The sequence below is a fragment of the Sphingomonas sp. genome (assembly GCF_032114135.1).
In the GTDB taxonomy this organism is placed as follows: domain Bacteria; phylum Pseudomonadota; class Alphaproteobacteria; order Sphingomonadales; family Sphingomonadaceae; genus Sphingomonas.
Genome location: NZ_DAMCTA010000002.1, coordinates 273,525 through 288,921, shown reverse-complemented (window position 1 = coordinate 288,921; position 15,397 = coordinate 273,525). Strand labels below are relative to the sequence as shown.

At 66.8% G+C, this 15,397-nt stretch carries 13 protein-coding genes; 6 read left to right on the top strand and 7 right to left on the bottom strand.

Annotation, left to right across the window (positions count from 1 at the left end; genetic code table 11):
* Positions 1 to 45 precede the first annotated feature (45 nt).
* From RT655_RS13335 to RT655_RS13310, 6 genes are all read left to right on the top strand, one after another.
* A complete protein-coding gene (locus tag RT655_RS13335; RefSeq protein WP_313537566.1) occupies positions 46 to 681 on the top strand; it encodes a hypothetical protein in 636 nt (211 codons plus the stop codon).
* Positions 682 to 756: 75 nt separating this feature from the next.
* A complete protein-coding gene (locus tag RT655_RS13330; RefSeq protein WP_313537563.1) occupies positions 757 to 1,638 on the top strand; it encodes a DUF6683 family protein in 882 nt (293 codons plus the stop codon).
* Positions 1,639 to 2,547: a DUF6683 family protein gene (locus tag RT655_RS13325; RefSeq protein WP_313537560.1), complete on the top strand. Its 909-nt coding sequence runs from the start codon at positions 1,639 to 1,641 to the stop codon at positions 2,545 to 2,547. It abuts the gene before it with no gap.
* Between the two features lie 17 nt (positions 2,548 to 2,564).
* Positions 2,565 to 3,287 carry a DUF6683 family protein gene (locus tag RT655_RS13320; protein WP_313537557.1) on the top strand — a complete coding sequence of 241 codons (723 nt, stop codon included), beginning with the start codon at positions 2,565 to 2,567 and terminating at the stop codon, positions 3,285 to 3,287.
* Between the two features lie 76 nt (positions 3,288 to 3,363).
* Positions 3,364 to 5,442, top strand: a complete 2,079-nt coding sequence (locus tag RT655_RS13315) for a hypothetical protein (RefSeq protein WP_313537554.1) — start codon at positions 3,364 to 3,366, stop codon at positions 5,440 to 5,442.
* A 13-nt stretch (positions 5,443 to 5,455) separates the two neighbouring features.
* Positions 5,456 to 6,151: a DUF3142 domain-containing protein gene (locus tag RT655_RS13310; RefSeq protein WP_313537551.1), complete on the top strand. Its 696-nt coding sequence runs from the start codon at positions 5,456 to 5,458 to the stop codon at positions 6,149 to 6,151.
* Between the two features lie 194 nt (positions 6,152 to 6,345).
* On the opposite strand, the gene asd is transcribed toward RT655_RS13310, so the two are convergent.
* From asd to RT655_RS13275, 7 genes are all read right to left on the bottom strand, one after another.
* Positions 6,346 to 7,197 (bottom strand): archaetidylserine decarboxylase, encoded by an 852-nt coding sequence (gene asd, locus RT655_RS13305; protein WP_313537549.1) that lies wholly within the window; start codon positions 7,195 to 7,197, stop codon positions 6,346 to 6,348.
* 113 nt (positions 7,198 to 7,310) lie between these two features.
* Positions 7,311 to 7,958 (bottom strand): DUF6445 family protein, encoded by a 648-nt coding sequence (locus tag RT655_RS13300; protein ID WP_313537546.1) that lies wholly within the window; start codon positions 7,956 to 7,958, stop codon positions 7,311 to 7,313.
* A complete protein-coding gene (locus RT655_RS13295) occupies positions 7,955 to 8,671 on the bottom strand; it encodes a SapC family protein (protein ID WP_313537544.1) in 717 nt (238 codons plus the stop codon). The genes RT655_RS13300 and RT655_RS13295 overlap by 4 nt, the downstream gene beginning before the upstream one ends.
* Positions 8,672 to 8,687: 16 nt before the next feature.
* Positions 8,688 to 10,223, bottom strand: a complete 1,536-nt coding sequence (locus RT655_RS13290; protein ID WP_313537542.1) for a tryptophan halogenase family protein — start codon at positions 10,221 to 10,223, stop codon at positions 8,688 to 8,690.
* A gap of 108 nt (positions 10,224 to 10,331) precedes the next feature.
* Positions 10,332 to 13,508 (bottom strand): TonB-dependent receptor, encoded by a 3,177-nt coding sequence (locus RT655_RS13285; protein ID WP_313537540.1) that lies wholly within the window; start codon positions 13,506 to 13,508, stop codon positions 10,332 to 10,334.
* A gap of 125 nt (positions 13,509 to 13,633) precedes the next feature.
* Positions 13,634 to 14,611 carry a FecR domain-containing protein gene (locus tag RT655_RS13280; protein ID WP_313537538.1) on the bottom strand — a complete coding sequence of 326 codons (978 nt, stop codon included), beginning with the start codon at positions 14,609 to 14,611 and terminating at the stop codon, positions 13,634 to 13,636.
* A complete protein-coding gene (locus RT655_RS13275) occupies positions 14,608 to 15,111 on the bottom strand; it encodes a sigma-70 family RNA polymerase sigma factor (RefSeq protein WP_313538476.1) in 504 nt (167 codons plus the stop codon). Before RT655_RS13275 ends, RT655_RS13280 begins: the two co-directional genes overlap by 4 nt.
* Between the last annotated feature and the right edge of the window lie 286 nt (positions 15,112 to 15,397).

Below are 15,397 nucleotides of genomic sequence, written 5' to 3'. Positions count from 1 at the left end.
TGGCTCCCAAGGGGAGCGCGATATCTGGATGGAAAGGAACGATCCATGGGTCTCCTGAGCGGTCTTACGCGGTCTCTGGTCAATCCGATCAGCCTGGCTTCCCTCGCGATGGGCCCGGCGGGCTGGGCATCGCTGGCGGTGCGCACGCTGGGCACGGCGATCGGCAAGGAAGTGCTGCAGCAGCTCGGCCAGCAGCTCGGCCTGCCGCAGAGCGCGATCAACCTGGTGCAGGACGGCTTCTCGATGGCGACCGGCTCGATGGGCGGCCCGGCCACGATCGCCGAAGCGGTGGCCAGCCTCGCCCAGAATTTCGACCTGTCGCCGTCGCAGCAGGGCGAACTGCAGCGCGCCGCGGAGTCGGACTCGCGCGACATGTTCCAGCAGCTGAGCGATGCGTTCCAGAGCGGCGAGGCGCAGGCCAAGGCGCAGTCCTCGCGCGGCGGCAAGGCCCGCAGCTGGCTCCAGGCGATCGCGGACTCGATGTCGGCGGTGCTCGACAAGAAGGTGCAGGATATGGATCGGATGTCGCAGTCGCTGGACAAGCAGGGCAGCAACCGGTCTACCAAGATGAGCACCGATCTGCAGGTTGCCGGGCAGGAGTTCTCGTTCCTGATGAACACGTCCAGCACGGTTATCAAGACGATCGGCGAAGGTCTCAGCGGCATGGCACGCAAACAGTAAGACGATCAATTCCTTGAATTGGGGGAGCGGCCTGTGCCGTTCCCCCCTTTTCGCGTTTTGGAAGAGGAGCGGAGTATGAAGCGGTTTCTGGCAATCACCACCCTGGTCCTGGCAGCAGGATGGGTGAACGAGGCTGCCGCGCAGGACGTCTCCAGCTGGTCCACGATCATGCCCTCGATCACGCACACCGACCCGCTAAGCATGATGCTGGACGATCGGATGCACCAGGACGAGGCACGACGCGCCCGCATGGCGGGACGCCGGCTCGCGACCCCGGAAGCGCCGCGCACGCTGTCTCCTGCGGCAGTGTCGGTGCTGCGCTATACGCCTTCCAAACCGCGCCGCAGCGCGAACCTAGCAGCTTTCATCCAGAAGACACGCGCCGCCGATCCCGCCGGCGCGGCCGACCTGCAGAAGCTGTTCGCCGAGGGCGACTTCATCGAGAAGATCGGCGCGCTCGTCGCACCGCAGGGCCTGCACATCGACAATGTCGCCGATGCTTATGCGCTTTGGTGGATCACCGCCTGGCAGGCCGCGCACGGCACCAACGACACGCCCAGTCGCGCCGTCCTCGGCGCCGTCCGCCAGCAAGCAGCGAACGCGGTCGTCGCCACCGGGGAGATTGCACATGCCTCGGACGCCCAGAAGCAGGAACTGGCCGAAGCGCTGTGGGTGCAGAGCGCGCTGATCGACGGCGCGGTCGAGCAGGCCAAGCGCGATCCCTCTCGCCTACGCGCAATCGGTGACGCGGTGCGCAAGGGCGCCAAGGGCATGGGCCTCAACCTCGACGCGATCGACCTGACCTCGCAGGGCTTCGTGCCCGTTGGCGTCGGCCAGAACGACGCACCCGCCACGACGCCCGAGCCAGGAAGCGCCGCTCCCTACGGCGCCCTCGCACTGGCCGCGGGTGGGATGGGCGTCGGCGGGTTCCTGATGCTGCGCCAGCGTCGGGGTTGAATGGTTGAGGAGGATGGCACCGTGAACCCATTCCGAGCAATCCTAGCCCTGGGGCTTACGGTCTCATGGGCGACTAGTGCGCAGGCGCAGATCATCGATAGCCGAGGCATAGCGATGATATTTTCCACCGCGACGCATTCCGATCCGCTTAGCATGATGCTCGACGATCGCATGCGCCAGGATGAGGAGAGGGCGCGCCGGCAAGGAAAGCCTCTCCCTAGCGAGGACGCCCCCCACGCAATGGCGCCTGCCGACACTGCGAAGCTGCTCTACCACCCCTCCCAGGCACGCCGCAGCGCAAATCTCGCGGCTTTCGTCGAGAAGACCCGCGCCCGCGATCCGCAGGGCGCCGCCGACCTACAGAGGGTGTTTGCCGAAGGCGACTTCATCGAGCGAATCCGCGCGATGGTCGCCCCGCACGGGCTGCAGATCGACGACGTCGCCGATGCCTATACGCTCTGGTGGCTCACCGCCTGGCATGCCGCGCGCGGCAATAACGATACGCCGCCGCCCGACATCCTGGCCGCGGTGAAGGCGCAGGCGGCCCACGCGGTCCTCGCCACCGGCGAGATCGTAACGGCCTCCGATGCGCAGAAGCAGGAGCTCGCCGAGGCGCTCTGGGTGCAGAGCGCGCTGATCGACGTCGCGGTGGAACAGACCAAGCAGGACCCTGCCCGCCTTCGCCAGATCGGTGATTCGGTGCGTCAAGGGGCCAAGGGCATGGGCCTCGATCTCAATGCGATCGACCTGACTTCGCAGGGCTTCGTGCCCGTCGGCATCGGGCGGAACGACGTGCCCGCCAGGACGCCCGGGAATGGCGGCGCGTCCCCCGGCTATGGCGCCCTCGCGCTCGCCGGGGGCGGGATGGGCGTCGGCGGGTTCCTGCTGCTCCGCCAGCGCCGCGGCTGAAGCGGGAGAGTCACCGCATGGCACACCTGTGGCCGACGATCGTCCTGGGCCTCACGCTCTTTGGGATGCCGGGCGCGGCGCGGGCCCAGATGATCAGTCCAATGCTGTCCGAAGGGCCGCGGATTGCGCTGCAAGGCCATGCCGACCGCTTCGCCCGAGAGGAGAGCGAACCGCGCCTGCCGCAGCCGCCTGTCATTGACCCCGCCGTGCTTCGCTACACGCCCTCCAAGGTCCGTCGCAGCGCCAACCTCGCCAACTTCGTGCAAAAGACCCGCACTGCCGACCCGCAAGCGGCAGCCGATCTGCAAAAGCTGTTCGCGCAGGGCGACATCATCGAGAAGATCGGGAGGCGCGTCGCACCACAGGGTCTGCGGATCGACGATGTCGCCGACGCCTATGCCCTGTGGTGGATTACCGCCTGGCAGGCTGCGCAGGGCAAGGGCGATACGCCCGATCGCACCACGCTCGCGGCCGTTCGCCGGCAGGCGGCAGAGGCCGTCACCGCAGCCGGGACGATCGCGCGTGCGGCGGATGCGCAGAAGCAGGCGCTCGCCGAATCGCTGTGGGTGCAGGCGACGCTGATCGAAACCGGCGTACAGCAGGCTAGGAACGATCCCGCTCGCCTTCGCGCGATCGGCCAATCGATGCGTCAAGGCGCAAGGAGCATGGGCCTCGACCTCGATCACATCGCCCTCACCTCCGACGGCTTCGTGCTTCGCCGCCGCGACCCGCGGCCATGACGGGGGAAGCACGACCTATGGCGCCGCACCCGCGGCTGCGGTAGGCGAACGCCCGCGACTTTCAGAGGCGGGCAGCATGATCCGGACAATATTCTTCCTCTTGCTCGGCTTGGGCACGCTGTGGAGCCTCCCCGCGCGGGCGAGCGGCGATTACAGCTGTGGCCCCGCCTGGAAACTGAACTACGCGTCGCACAGCGGCTGCGACGATCTGGCGATGCTCGGCCCGCGCAACGACAGCCGGACCAACCTCGCGCTGCTGCTCGCCGATCTGCCGGGCGCGCCGCGCCTGGTGACGCCGGCCAAGCCGTCGGTGTTTCTCGATATCGCCCTGCTGATGCCGCGCTCGGCCGATGGCGCCAGCCCCTTTTTCTCCGACGGCGAGGGATCGCGGTGCCGCAGCAACGTGTCGGGCGCAGCGCGCTTCGAAGCTGCGATCCGCGCCAATGCGAAGGTCCCCGAATCCGAACGTGCCGCATTGACTGCGGCACGAAAGGGCCTGGAGCCGGACTGTAGCCAAGCCGCGGCGGGAAACACCGTGCTCGCCGCGGCTGTGAACGGCGCGAAGTCGGAAGCGGGCAAGGCCTTTGCCGCCTATCTTGATGGCGCAGCTGCCTTCTATGCCGGCGATTTCGACCGCGCCGCGGCGCGCTTCGCGTCGCTGGCCAGCGCCCGCGACCCATGGCTGCGCGAGACGGGACGCTACATGCTCGGCCGCGTCGCGGTGAACCGGGCGCAGGTGGATCATTACGACGACTATGGCTCGCCCAAGGAAGATGCCAAAATCCCCCCCAAGCTGATCGCCGAGGCAGAGGCAGGGCTGCACGGGTATTTGCAAGCCTACCCTAAGGGCGAATATTTCGTCTCGGCGCGCGGGCTGTTGCGGCGCGTCTATTGGCTGGCTCAGGACCGAGCCAAGCTGGAGGCGGAATATGTCGCGCTGATCGCGTTGCCGGACGCACAGCGCGGCATCGACGCGGTCTCGCTGGCGCAGGAGATAGACACCAAGCTGCTGGCAACCGCCACCGCAGACACATTGCACGACCCGATCCTGCTCGCCGCGTTCGACCTGATGCATATGCGCACCGAGACGGACGGTCGCGCGCCCTGCTGCGATCCTCTGTCCCGCGCCGCGCTTGGTGCCCAGCGCGCAAGATTCGCCCGCAAGCCCGCGCTGTTCGCCTTCCTTCAGGCGACGTACGCCTATCATTTCGGCGGGCAGCCGGAAGGCGTCCTGCAGCTCCTCCCCGATGCATCGCACCAGACCGATTTCAGCTATCTCGAATTCAGCCGGCAGATGCTCCGCGGCATGGCGCTGGAGGACCGCGCCGATCGTAACGTGCGGGGCTTCTGGGCGGACCTGCTGTCCGGCGCCAAGGCGCCCGGGCAGCGACCCGCCGTCGAGCTTGCGCTCGCACTGCACGACGAGCGGCACGACGGACTTGCCCGCCTGTTCGCGCCCGGCTCGCCGATCCGCGCGCAGGAAATCCGCGACAGACTTCTGATGAACGTCGGCGATGCGACGCTTCTGCGCCAACAGGCGCAGGCGGCAAGCGCCTCGGCGCATGAGCGCGACGTCGCGCTGTTCACCTTGCTTTACAAGGAAGCAACGCGGGGTTCGCACCGCGCATTCGTCGACGACCTGCGGCTGGTCCCGGCGAACGCACCGGCCGAGGCCGACTATTATTTTGATTTCGGCAGCGACAAGCCGCTGCCCAGCGCGCTGTTCGTCAAGGGCAGGAAGCTCGGCGATTATGGCTGCCCTGTCTTTCCGGAAACCCAGCGCCGTCTCGCCGCTGCCCCCGGCGATCCCAAGGCCATGCTCTGTCTCGGCGAGTTCATCCGGGTGAACGGCTTCGACGGCTTTGTGCTCGACAGCCAGCCCGCCCCGGACGAACTGGGCGGCACGCCAACGCGGTTCGCGGGTGCGCCCTATGCACGGCTGGATGCCTATCAGGCGGTGATGGCGTCCCCCGCCGCCGCCCCCGACGACAAGGCCTATGCGCTGTTCCGTGCAGTCAATTGCTATGCGCCCAGCGCATTCAACGCGTGCGGCGGCAAGGGTGTGGCGCCGGCCGTGCGCAAGGGCTGGTTCCAGCGGCTGAAGCGCGACTATCCTATGTCGCGCTGGGCGCAGGAGCTCCGCTATTATTGGTAGGCCGATCGCACTGTTGTTCGCACTGCCGCTGCTGCTTTCGGCGATCCTGCCCCTGCAGGCGTCAAACCCCGCGGTGGATGCGATGCGCTACGACGCCTTCTGGCTGTGGGCGGGGGTCAAGCCGCAGCCGGCGCTCGCCCGCGCGCGCCGGATCTATCTGCTGCAGGGCGCGGTGATAGGCGGCGACGTGCCGCGGTTGATCGCGCAGCGCCCCGCGATCCCGCGGATACGGCATGCCGAGCTGTGGATGGTGCTGCGTGTCGAAACGCTCGCCTGGACACCGCAGATCGATGCACAGATGCTCGCTGCACTCGACCGCTGGCGGCGAGCGGGGAACCATGTCGCCGGCATCCAGATCGATTTCGACGCGCATACGCGCCACCTCGATCGCTATGCCACCTTCCTCGAGGCACTGCGGGCCAAGCTTCCTTCGCAGTACAGGCTGGGCATCACCGGGCTGCTCGACTGGAGCGCCAACGGTGATCCGGAGGGCCTTGCCAAGCTGGCCGGCATCGTCGACGAGGTGGTGGTGCAGATTTACCAGGGGCGGCGCGTCATCCCGGGGTACCAGGGCTATCTCGCCAGACTGGGTCGGATGCCCATTCCCTTCCGCATCGGCCTGCTCCAGGGCGGCGAATGGGCACCGCCGCCGGGCCTCGCCGCCAATCCCCGCTTCCAGGGCTATGTGGTGTTCCTGCTGAACGCGTGAATCCCTGCCCGGACTTCGCCCACGGCAACAAGGGAGGGATGGATGGCCAGGGATTGGTCCGCAGCGCGGGCGCCCGCTTCCGCGTCCCGCCGATCCGCCCTCGCGGCCGCAAGGCCGATCCGACCCCTTCGCCCGCGACGCGATCGGCGCCGTCGTCCCTGCGTTAACGCCGCCCCGGCGCGGCGCCGTCGCGATCAGGCCGGGCGATCGCCCATGCGTTCGCCGAGCCGCACCGGCCGCTCCGGTCCCCAGTCTTGCGCGAACGCGATCGTGCCGGGTCGGAACAGCATCACGACCGTCGAGCCGAGCAGGAAGCGGCCCATCTCCGCGCCTTGCGCCAGCACGATGTCCTGGCCGTCATAGTGCCATGTGCTGGGCTTGCCGGTTCGCTTGGCGTTGACGATGCCGTGCCACACCGTCGCCATGCTGCCGACGATCGTCGCGCCGACCAGCACCATTGCAAAGCTCCCGTGCTCCGGGCTTTCGAACATGCACACGACTCGCTCGTTGCGCGCGAACAGGTCCGGCACCCCGCGCGCGGTGACCGGATTCACCGAGAACAGGCTGCCGGGGACGTGGATCATCCGGGTGAGCCGGCCGGTGCACGGCATGTGGATGCGATGATAGTCGCGCGGCGAGAGATAGAGATTGACGAAGCTGCCGTGTCGAAAGCCTGCGGCAAGCTCGGCGTCCCCGCCGAGCAGCGCGGTGGTCGTAAAGCAGTGCCCCTTGGCCTGGACGATGTGGTGGTCGTCGATCGCCCCCAACTGGCTGATCGCGCCGTCCACCGGGCTCACGAAATCGGCACGCGCGATCGGGCGGGCGCCGTCGCGCAGCGGTCGCGTGAAGAAATCGTTGAAGCTGGCATAGCTGGCGATTTCCGGATCGGCGGCCTCCGCCATGTCCACGCCATAGCGCGCGACGAACCGCCGGATCATCCAGCGCGTTGCCGCCCCGCCCTTCGCGCGGGCGACCCGCCCGGCCAGCAGAGTCAGTCGCTGCTTCGGCAGCACATGTTGCAAGAGGACGGCAAGGCGTTCGGACATCAGGGACTTTCAGGCTTCGGATCGCCGCTGTAGCAGCCGATCGCGCCGCAAGGCGAGCCCTGGCTGCGCCGCGGGGCGCAGGGCGGACGCTGCGCATCGACGCCAGCGGGTTGTCAGCCGAACTCGAGCAGCGATGTGATCGTCAGCCGCGGGCCCGTGGCAGCCGCCTGCCAAGAGAGCGCGATGTCACCCGCATGCAGGCAATTGGCGGGGTAGAAGACCAGGCGGTTGAATGCGAGCGAGGCCTGGCCGATCCGGACGAACGCGGGGCTGTCGCCGTCATGATACGCCTTGGGCGGGAGGCCATGCGCCTGGCCATCGCGGGACAAGGCCTGGCGCCAGAGCGACAGACGCGCGGCGGTGATCCGTTCGAAGCCTGTCGCCCGGTGCCGGTAAAAGCTGGTGCCGCCATGCGGCGCAGCGCACAGATAATGGACCGCCGCCACGATCCCCTCCGAGCAATCGTCGAAATGTGGAATGCGCTGGATCGGCGCCAGACCCGCCGGATCGTCGCTGGCCACCGCAAAGCTCGATCGCAGGACCCTTGGCTCGCCGCCGACTACCGCCGACGCCGTTCGCACCAGCCACTCGGCATATCCATCGGGCACCGCGGCGCGCAGGCCGGGGTAGAGATCGCCTTCCTCCCGCGCGAATGCGAGACGCCCGGCCGCGTCCACCAGCGCCTCGGGCGCCGGATGGGCAGCCTCGCACTGCCACAGCGGCACCTGCTCCGCCCCCATCCGCGTCGCCGCGACGGTCATGCCCCCGGCGCGAACCAGGCCGCTTCGGCCGCGAGCCGCGCATTCTTTCGCCGCACCAGCCCCGCCACATGATCGAGCGACAGCGCCATTGCCGCCAGCATCATCACCTGATCCCAGTCACCCAACGCCGCCGCGCTGCGCCCCAGCGCGCGCTCGTCGACCCCGTAGAGGCCCGAGAGCGACGCCGAGCTGCCGTTATGAAAGGCGACGTCCAGCGTCACCTCGCTGACCAGCCGATGTTCGGTGATCCGTTCAACCAGGGCCGCGGTGGGCGCCTGCTCCGCCACCAGCTGGCCGAGAATCGCCTGCACCGACTGGAGATAGCCACTGTCGCTGCCATCGCCTTCGACGATGCCGACTGGACCACCCGCGACGATCGCGGCGCTGTCGCTGTCAATGCAGATATGCCCTTCCAGCGCACCGCTGCCAACGAAGAAGGGCAGCCGCAGAAGGTTGAGCGGCACATGATCGGCATCGAAAGTCGTGCCGTCCCAGAACAGATTTTCCTGCGGCTCCAGCCCGAGCAGCGCGGCAGGATAGAATTGACCCGTCTCCGCATCCTTGGCGAGGAAGACGGGAAACTGGCTCGCCACCTTGCGGATCTCGCCAGCGACCAGCGGTACGAGGTGGACGCTCGCCGCCGCCGCAAGCGCGCGAGGCGGATCGAGCCGCAGCCCAGCATGGTCCTTGCGGGTCAGTTGCACCAAATTCATCGAGGCTCTTTCAGGGTCAGACGGGCTGGAAGCGATATTGCGCCAGCTTGTCGAGCAGCGCGCGGTTGGTGGGCATGGCGGGGGCAAGCCGCTGCTTCATCGCGGCGACGCGTTCGAACGCGTCCTCCGCAGCATGGCGATTGGCAATCGCGGCGGGCCGGGACGCGGTGCGGAAGCCCATGCCGTACAGGACATATTGATAGCTTGCCGCCGGGAACATCTCGTGCGCGCTGGCGAAGTCATGCTCGCCGGGCGGGGTATGGTGCCACAGCTCGAGCAGATCCTGCAGCGGCTGCGGGATGGTCGCCGGATCGCGATTGTCGCGCCAGAAGGCGGTGTCCTCCCGCTCGGACAACATATAATGGAGCTTGAGGAACTCGATGATCCGGTCCCAGCGATAGCGCGTCATGTCGTTGAAGCGGCGGGCGACGATGTCCATCGCGGCCCGGGTCGCCGGCATCGCGCTGGCGATATAGTCGGCCGAGAGCTCGATCAGCACCAGCGCCGAGGCCTCTAGCGGCTCCAGAAAGCCTGCCGCCAGCCCAACCGCGACGACATTGTTCTTCCAGAAGGTTGCGCGATGGCCGGAGCGGATCATGATCTCGCGCGGGCTGAGGTCGGCAAAGCCCGGACCGACATAGGCGGCGAGCGCCTCCTCTACCCGGTCGGCGCCGGCATGGCGGCTCGAATAGACATAGCCCACACCGCGTCGGTTCTGCAGGCCGATATCCCAGATCCAGCCATGGTCCTGCGCGGTGGAGACGGTGTGCGAGACGATCGGCGCGTCCTCGCGCTCATAGGGGACCTGCACCGCCAGCGCGCGATCGATGAACAATACGTCGCTGCAGTCGATAAACGGCACCCCCAGCGTCTGGCCGAGCAGCAGCGACGAAAAGCCGCTGCAATCGACGAACAGATCGGCGGCAATCCCCCCGTGCCGCTGGCCGATGACCGCGGTGACGTCGCCATTCTCGGCCTGCTGGACCTCGACGATGTCGTCGTCGACATGGCGTACGCCGAGCTTGCCGACGCAATGCTCGCGCAGCATCTCGCCCAGCCGCACCGCATCGAGATGATAGGCATAGTTGGCGATGCCGCCATATTCGGGCGAGGTGATCTGCTTGGGCGCGAGGTCATGTTCGCAGAGGAATTCCTGGAAGCACACCGCATCGGAAAAGGACGGCGTGCCCACCGAATCTGCCTGCGCGTTCCAGAACGGCGCCAAGTCCACCGCCGGAAAGCCTTCGGGCAGTACCAGCGGGTGATAGTAGAAATCATTGGCCGCGCCGGTACGCCAGCCGGCAAACTTGGCGCCCTGCTTGAACGAAGCCTTGCAGGTGCGAAGGAAGTCGGTCTCGGAAATGCCGATCTTGCGCAACGTGTTGCGCATCGTCGGCCAGGTACCCTCGCCCACCCCGATGATGCCCATCCGCACGCTCTCGACCAGCGTTACCTGCAGATCACGCCCGTGCCGCGCGGCGATCAGTGCCGCGGTGAGCCACCCGGCCGAGCCGCCCCCGACGATGCACACCGACTGAATGTGCCGACTCATCCGATCCTGACACCCCTCTTGCTGAACGATGGTCTACCACGATTGCGCGGCCGACAAAGAGGCCGGACAGGTTGATCCTGCCCGGCCGTCGATCCCCTCCCGTCTTGATCAGAAATTGACCCGGGCGCCCAGCTTGAACCGCCGCCCCGTATCCTCGGCATTGAGGAACTGGTTGGCGTAATAGGCATATTTGAAGGCGATCGACTTGGTCAGGTTGGCCCCTTCCGCGAACACCGCGAAGTTCGGGTTTATGTGGTAGGTGAGGCTGGCATCGAGCTGCGAATAGGCGCGCACCTGGGTGACCGCCTGGCCGGCGCCGTTGAGCGGCGGCGGCGCCAGATACTGGAGAAAGTGGTCGCGCCAGTTGAACGCGACGCGCGCCTCGATCCCGTGCGCATCATAAAACGCCACTGCATTAGCCGAGTTGGACAGCCCGGTCAGCGCAAACTTGTTGCGCAGGTCCTGCGGGTCAAGGTGGCGGTTGGAACCGACCAGCGTGCCGTTGAGCTGGAAGCCGAAGCCGGTATCACCGAACGCGTGCTGCCACGCGGCTTCCAGCCCGGTCACCGTCGCATCCTGCCCGTTGACCGGCGCGGTAATCGTAAACTGCGCCGGGAGGCCAGTGGCCGGATCGAGCAACGCCCCGGATACCCCGGCGACGGGGCCGGTCGTCTGGTTGAGGACGATGAAGTTGCTGACGTTCTTCAGATAGCCGCCCAGCGAGACATAGCTCGACCGCCCGTAATAATATTCGAACGAGATATCGAGGTTGCTCGCCTTGAACGGCTTGAGATCGGCATTGCCGCGGCTGGCGGCAAAGTTGCCCGGCCGCAGGGTCACCAGCGTCGTCACCGGAGAGAGCTGCTCCAGCGTCGGCCGCGTGATCGTCTGCGAGGCGGCGAAACGCGCGGTGAACGCATCGGAGACCTGCCACTTCAGCGCAATGTTGGGCAGGATGTCGGTATAGTGGGTGCTGCCGATCGTGCGCGTCGTGCCGGACGCTGTCGAGCCATATTGCGTCTGGTCGTTGGCGAGCTTGACCAGCGCGGTATAGGCGGTGGCGAGGCCGTTGACGTTCGTCGAGGTATCCTCGAACCGCACGCCTGCCACGATCGAGATCGGCCGGCCGGCAACCGCGCCGTGCCATTCGGTCTCGAGATAGCCGCCGATCACCCGCTCCTTGACGATGGTGTCGTTGACCAAAGGCGGCGCGAAGGTGAAGCCCGGCCCCTGCTGCGCGGTGATGGCGTTGAACAGCGCCGGGCCGTCGAAGGTCTGCCACTGGGTCGGCAGGCGGTTGGATCCGCTCACCCCCGACAGGAAGTTGCTGCCGGCGTTGAAGGTGGTGATCGCCACCCCCGGGGGAACGGGCAGATTGTAGCCGCAGGTGGTGCAGCCGGTACCGCCGTCGTTGGAATAGAGCGATGTGTCCTTCTTGTCCTCGGACCAGTAGAAGCCGCTGCTCGCCTTCACCAGCCCTTCCAGGCTGTCACCCTTGTAGGTGAAGTCGGCGCGGCCCTGCTTGACCTCGTCGCGGATGCCATAGCCGCGCAGCAGCATCACGTGCTGGCACATCGGCTGGCCGGCACCAACCACTGTCGTGCTGCCCGGCACCCCCGAATCGGTGACCGCGCTGCCGCAGCGATTGGTCGGGTTGGCGAAGGTCGGCAGCGTTTCGGTCTGCCAAGGCAGGCGCGACCCGTCCGACTGGTAGCGCGACGAACCGGTCAGATAGCCGAGCAGTGCCAGATAGGCTTCCTTGCCGCCATTGGGGTCTTCCTTGGCGAGCGAATAGGTGCCGTCGAGGCTGGCGGTGATGGTCGGCGCGATCTGCCACTCGACGTTGAGGCCGACGGCGCGCGTATTGGTGCGCTTGTCGAACTTCTTGTCGTGGAAGTCGGTGGCAATGCCGGTAGCCTGGGTCATGTCGATCGCGGTGCCGTTGGCGTCGGTCTTGACGTTGGTCAGGTTGGATGCGGTGAACCAATGCCCGTAAGAGCGCGCATCGGTGGTGTTGGTGAACTTGGTGTAGAGTCCGTCGGCGGTGACCGTCACGGCGTCGCTCGGGCGATATTGCAACACCAGGGTGCCGCCGATCCGCTCTCGATCCTCGCGCGTGACCTTGCTGTCAAAATTCTGCGGAATGAAGATGTTGCCCTGCGGATTACCCGAGCCGACCGTGCCCGCGCCGCCATTGACCTGATTGGCGGGAATGGCCGGGTTGACCAGCCAGCCATCGGTCTGCGCCTGCTTGAGCCGGGTGAAGCGGTGCTGGTAGCTGCCGGAGACCAGCACGCCCAGCGTGCCGTCGGCGAAGGTGTCGGCGAACAGGAAGGAGGCGTCCGGCGCGCTCTTCTTGGCGTTCTCGTCGTAATTGACGTCGACGGTCGCGCCGAACTTCAGGCCTTTGTAGTCAAAGGGTCGTGCGGTCTTGATGTTCACGGTAGAGCCGACGCCGCCGGACTGGTAGCGCGCGGTCGAGGACTTGTAGACCTCCACGCCGGAGACCAGCTCCGACGCCAGCGTGTCAAACGCAAAGGCGCGGCCCGAAGCCTGGCTGGGATCGGTCGGCGTCGCCACCTGGCGGCCGTTGACGAGCACGGTGTTGAACTCGGGGCCGAAGCCGCGGACGGTGATGAAGGCACCCTCGCCACCCGATCGGTCAATCGACACACCGGTGATGCGCTGGAGCGATTCGGCGAGGTTGGCGTCCGGGAGCTTGCCGATGTCCTTGGTCGAAATGGCATCGACGATGCCCGACGCTTCACGCTTGATCCCGCGCGAAGTGTCGAGGCTGGCGCGCAAGCCGGTCACGACGATCGCGGGATCGTCCTCGCCTGCCACTTGCGGCGCCGCAGCGGCGGACTGGGAGGACGCAGGCGTCGGGGACTGCGCCTGCGTCCCCCCGCCCGGCGCCGACAGCGCGAGCTTCGTGCCTGTGGCGGGCACGAACTTGTCCGACGTGGGTTTTGGGACGACGGCATAGGTGCGCGGACCGGTCTGGCGCGCGATCAGGCCGGTGCCCGCGAACAGTCGATTGAGCGCTTCGCCAACGGTGTATTCGCCGCGCACGCCGTTGGTGCGGATCGATTGCGTCAGCCGTCGCGCCGCGATGATTTGCACGTCCGCCTGATGGCCGAACAGCCCGATCGCCGTCTCTGCCGGCTGTGCATCGATGGAAAAGCGTTTGGTTTGCGTGGCAGCTTGTGCAGCCGCAGGCAACGCGACCATGCAGACGATGCTCGTGGACGCGAAAAGCGCTCCACGCAACGTGGCGTTCGCCATGAAAACCCCTCCCTGTTCATTCTACTTTTTGTCAGGTCTTTGCGACCTGTATCCCCCTAGAGACCCGGGGTTGGTTTTTCCTTCTCGCAGAATCTTCCACAATGCGGATTTTTTCAATCGATCGATTACAATGTCCGCGGTTTGGCCGTGCGCTGGATGCGGATGAAGCGCGGATCGCTGGTGTTGACCGTCAGGTCGAGCGCGTTGCGGATTGCCTCGGCAAAGCCTTCGGGATCGTTGATGCGGAACAGCCCGTCGAACCGCTCCCCTGCGGCGTCGGGATCGGCTATCACGATCTGGCGGTCGTTGTACCGGTTGAACTCGTCGGCGGCATCGGCGAGCGTCGTGCCGTCGAGATCGATCATGCCGCTGCGCCAGGCCAGCGCGCGATCCACCGACGAGGGCTTGTCCGTTTCATAATGGACGATCGCGTGATCATTGATCAGCGCGCACTGCCCCGCGGAAAGCCGCACGCGCTGCGCCTCCTCGCCGTCCGACCAAGTTTCGACCACGCCTTCGGTGACCAGCACCTCGACGCCATTGTCGCGCTTGCGCACCGAAAAGGCCGTGCCGATCGCCTTGGCGCGGACCTTGCCCGAGGCGACCACGAACGGACGAGCGGCATCCTTGGCGACCTCGAACCAGGCCTCGCCCTGCGCCAGTTCGACTTCGCGGGCGCGCTTGGCGATGCGCACCTGCAGCTCGGTGCCCGAATTGATCGTCATCACCGACCCATCGACCAGCGGCACCCGCCGGATCTCGCCGACCTTGGTGACATAGCCGACCCCACGCCCGGGGAAGAACAAGGCGCCCACGATCCCGGCAGCGGAGGCCGCGAGCAAGCCGCCGAGCACCCCGCGTCGCCGCCAGTTGGGCGGGCTGGTATCCAGGGTCTCGGCATCCTCCGCCGCGATGGCCTGCGGCGCGATGTGCGGCACCTGCCACAGGGCATGGGTACGCAGCAGCAGGCCATGACGCCGCGGGTCCTGTGCCAGCCAGCGCTGCAGCTCCGCCTCGTCCGCCTCGCTCCAGAGACTGCCATCCATACGGGCAACCCAGAGCGATGCAGCTTCGTCGTCGGACCGGCGGGTGGGCGCGCTCACAGGATGCCCGCCCTGCGGTCGGTCGCAGGCGCGTCGACCCCGGTCGCCCCATCGGCAACGGACCAGCCTTCGCGGATCGCGCGCACGCCGATCCAGACCTGCTTTTCCACTGCCTTCTCGGTCATGCCCATATGCGCCGCGATTTCCTTCTGGGACCAGCCCTCGATCTTGCGGAGCTCGACGATGCGGCGGCAGCGCTCGGGCAAACCTGCGATCAGCGCCATCACCCGTTCATAGGCGAGCCGGGTCGAGACCTGCTCCTCGGGTGAGGGCGTCTGCGTATCGCGGAAGCTTTCGATCTCGCTGATCGCTTCGAAGGGCACGACCTGCTGGCGCTTGAGCTTGCGCAGCAACAGGTTGCGCGCGATCGAAAAGAAATAAGCGTGCCCGCAATCAATATGGTCGACGGAGTCCAGCGTCGCGATCCGGCAATAGGCTTCCTGCATCAGCTCATCCACATCCTCGGGCGCCAGCCGGCGGCGCGCGAACCAGGCGCGGATGCGGCTTTCGTGCGGAACGATCTCGCACGCGACCCACCGCGCCAGTATCTGGCGACGCTCCAGCGCAGATTTAACGTCGCGTGTCGCCGTTCCCTCCTTTGGCCGCGCGCAGATATTCTGTTTGCCCTCTGAGAGACCGTGAATAGCAAAATCCTTCGCGGCGGCACGACGATTTTGCGGATCGACGTCGGCACACCCACAGACGCGAGCAGGAGTGCACGCCACGCCTTACCTCGGGAAGGGCGCACAAATCCGCTCCGCCGATACGCTGCCGACGCCGTGGTCG

What these genes read in the sequence shown, in the direction of transcription:
- RT655_RS13335 (WP_313537566.1), top strand. Translation starts at nt 46, where the DNA reads ATGGGTCTCCTGAGCGGTCTTACGCGGTCTCTGGTCAATCCGATCAGC.
- RT655_RS13330 (WP_313537563.1), top strand. Translation starts at nt 757, where the DNA reads ATGAAGCGGTTTCTGGCAATCACCACCCTGGTCCTGGCAGCAGGATGG.
- RT655_RS13325 (WP_313537560.1), top strand. Translation starts at nt 1,639, where the DNA reads ATGGTTGAGGAGGATGGCACCGTGAACCCATTCCGAGCAATCCTAGCC.
- RT655_RS13320 (WP_313537557.1), top strand. Translation starts at nt 2,565, where the DNA reads ATGGCACACCTGTGGCCGACGATCGTCCTGGGCCTCACGCTCTTTGGG.
- RT655_RS13315 (WP_313537554.1), top strand. Translation starts at nt 3,364, where the DNA reads ATGATCCGGACAATATTCTTCCTCTTGCTCGGCTTGGGCACGCTGTGG.
- asd (WP_313537549.1), bottom strand. Translation starts at nt 7,197, where the DNA reads ATGTCCGAACGCCTTGCCGTCCTCTTGCAACATGTGCTGCCGAAGCAG.
- RT655_RS13300 (WP_313537546.1), bottom strand. Translation starts at nt 7,958, where the DNA reads ATGACCGTCGCGGCGACGCGGATGGGGGCGGAGCAGGTGCCGCTGTGG.
- RT655_RS13295 (WP_313537544.1), bottom strand. Translation starts at nt 8,671, where the DNA reads ATGAATTTGGTGCAACTGACCCGCAAGGACCATGCTGGGCTGCGGCTC.
- RT655_RS13290 (WP_313537542.1), bottom strand. Translation starts at nt 10,223, where the DNA reads ATGAGTCGGCACATTCAGTCGGTGTGCATCGTCGGGGGCGGCTCGGCC.
- RT655_RS13285 (WP_313537540.1), bottom strand. Translation starts at nt 13,508, where the DNA reads ATGGCGAACGCCACGTTGCGTGGAGCGCTTTTCGCGTCCACGAGCATC.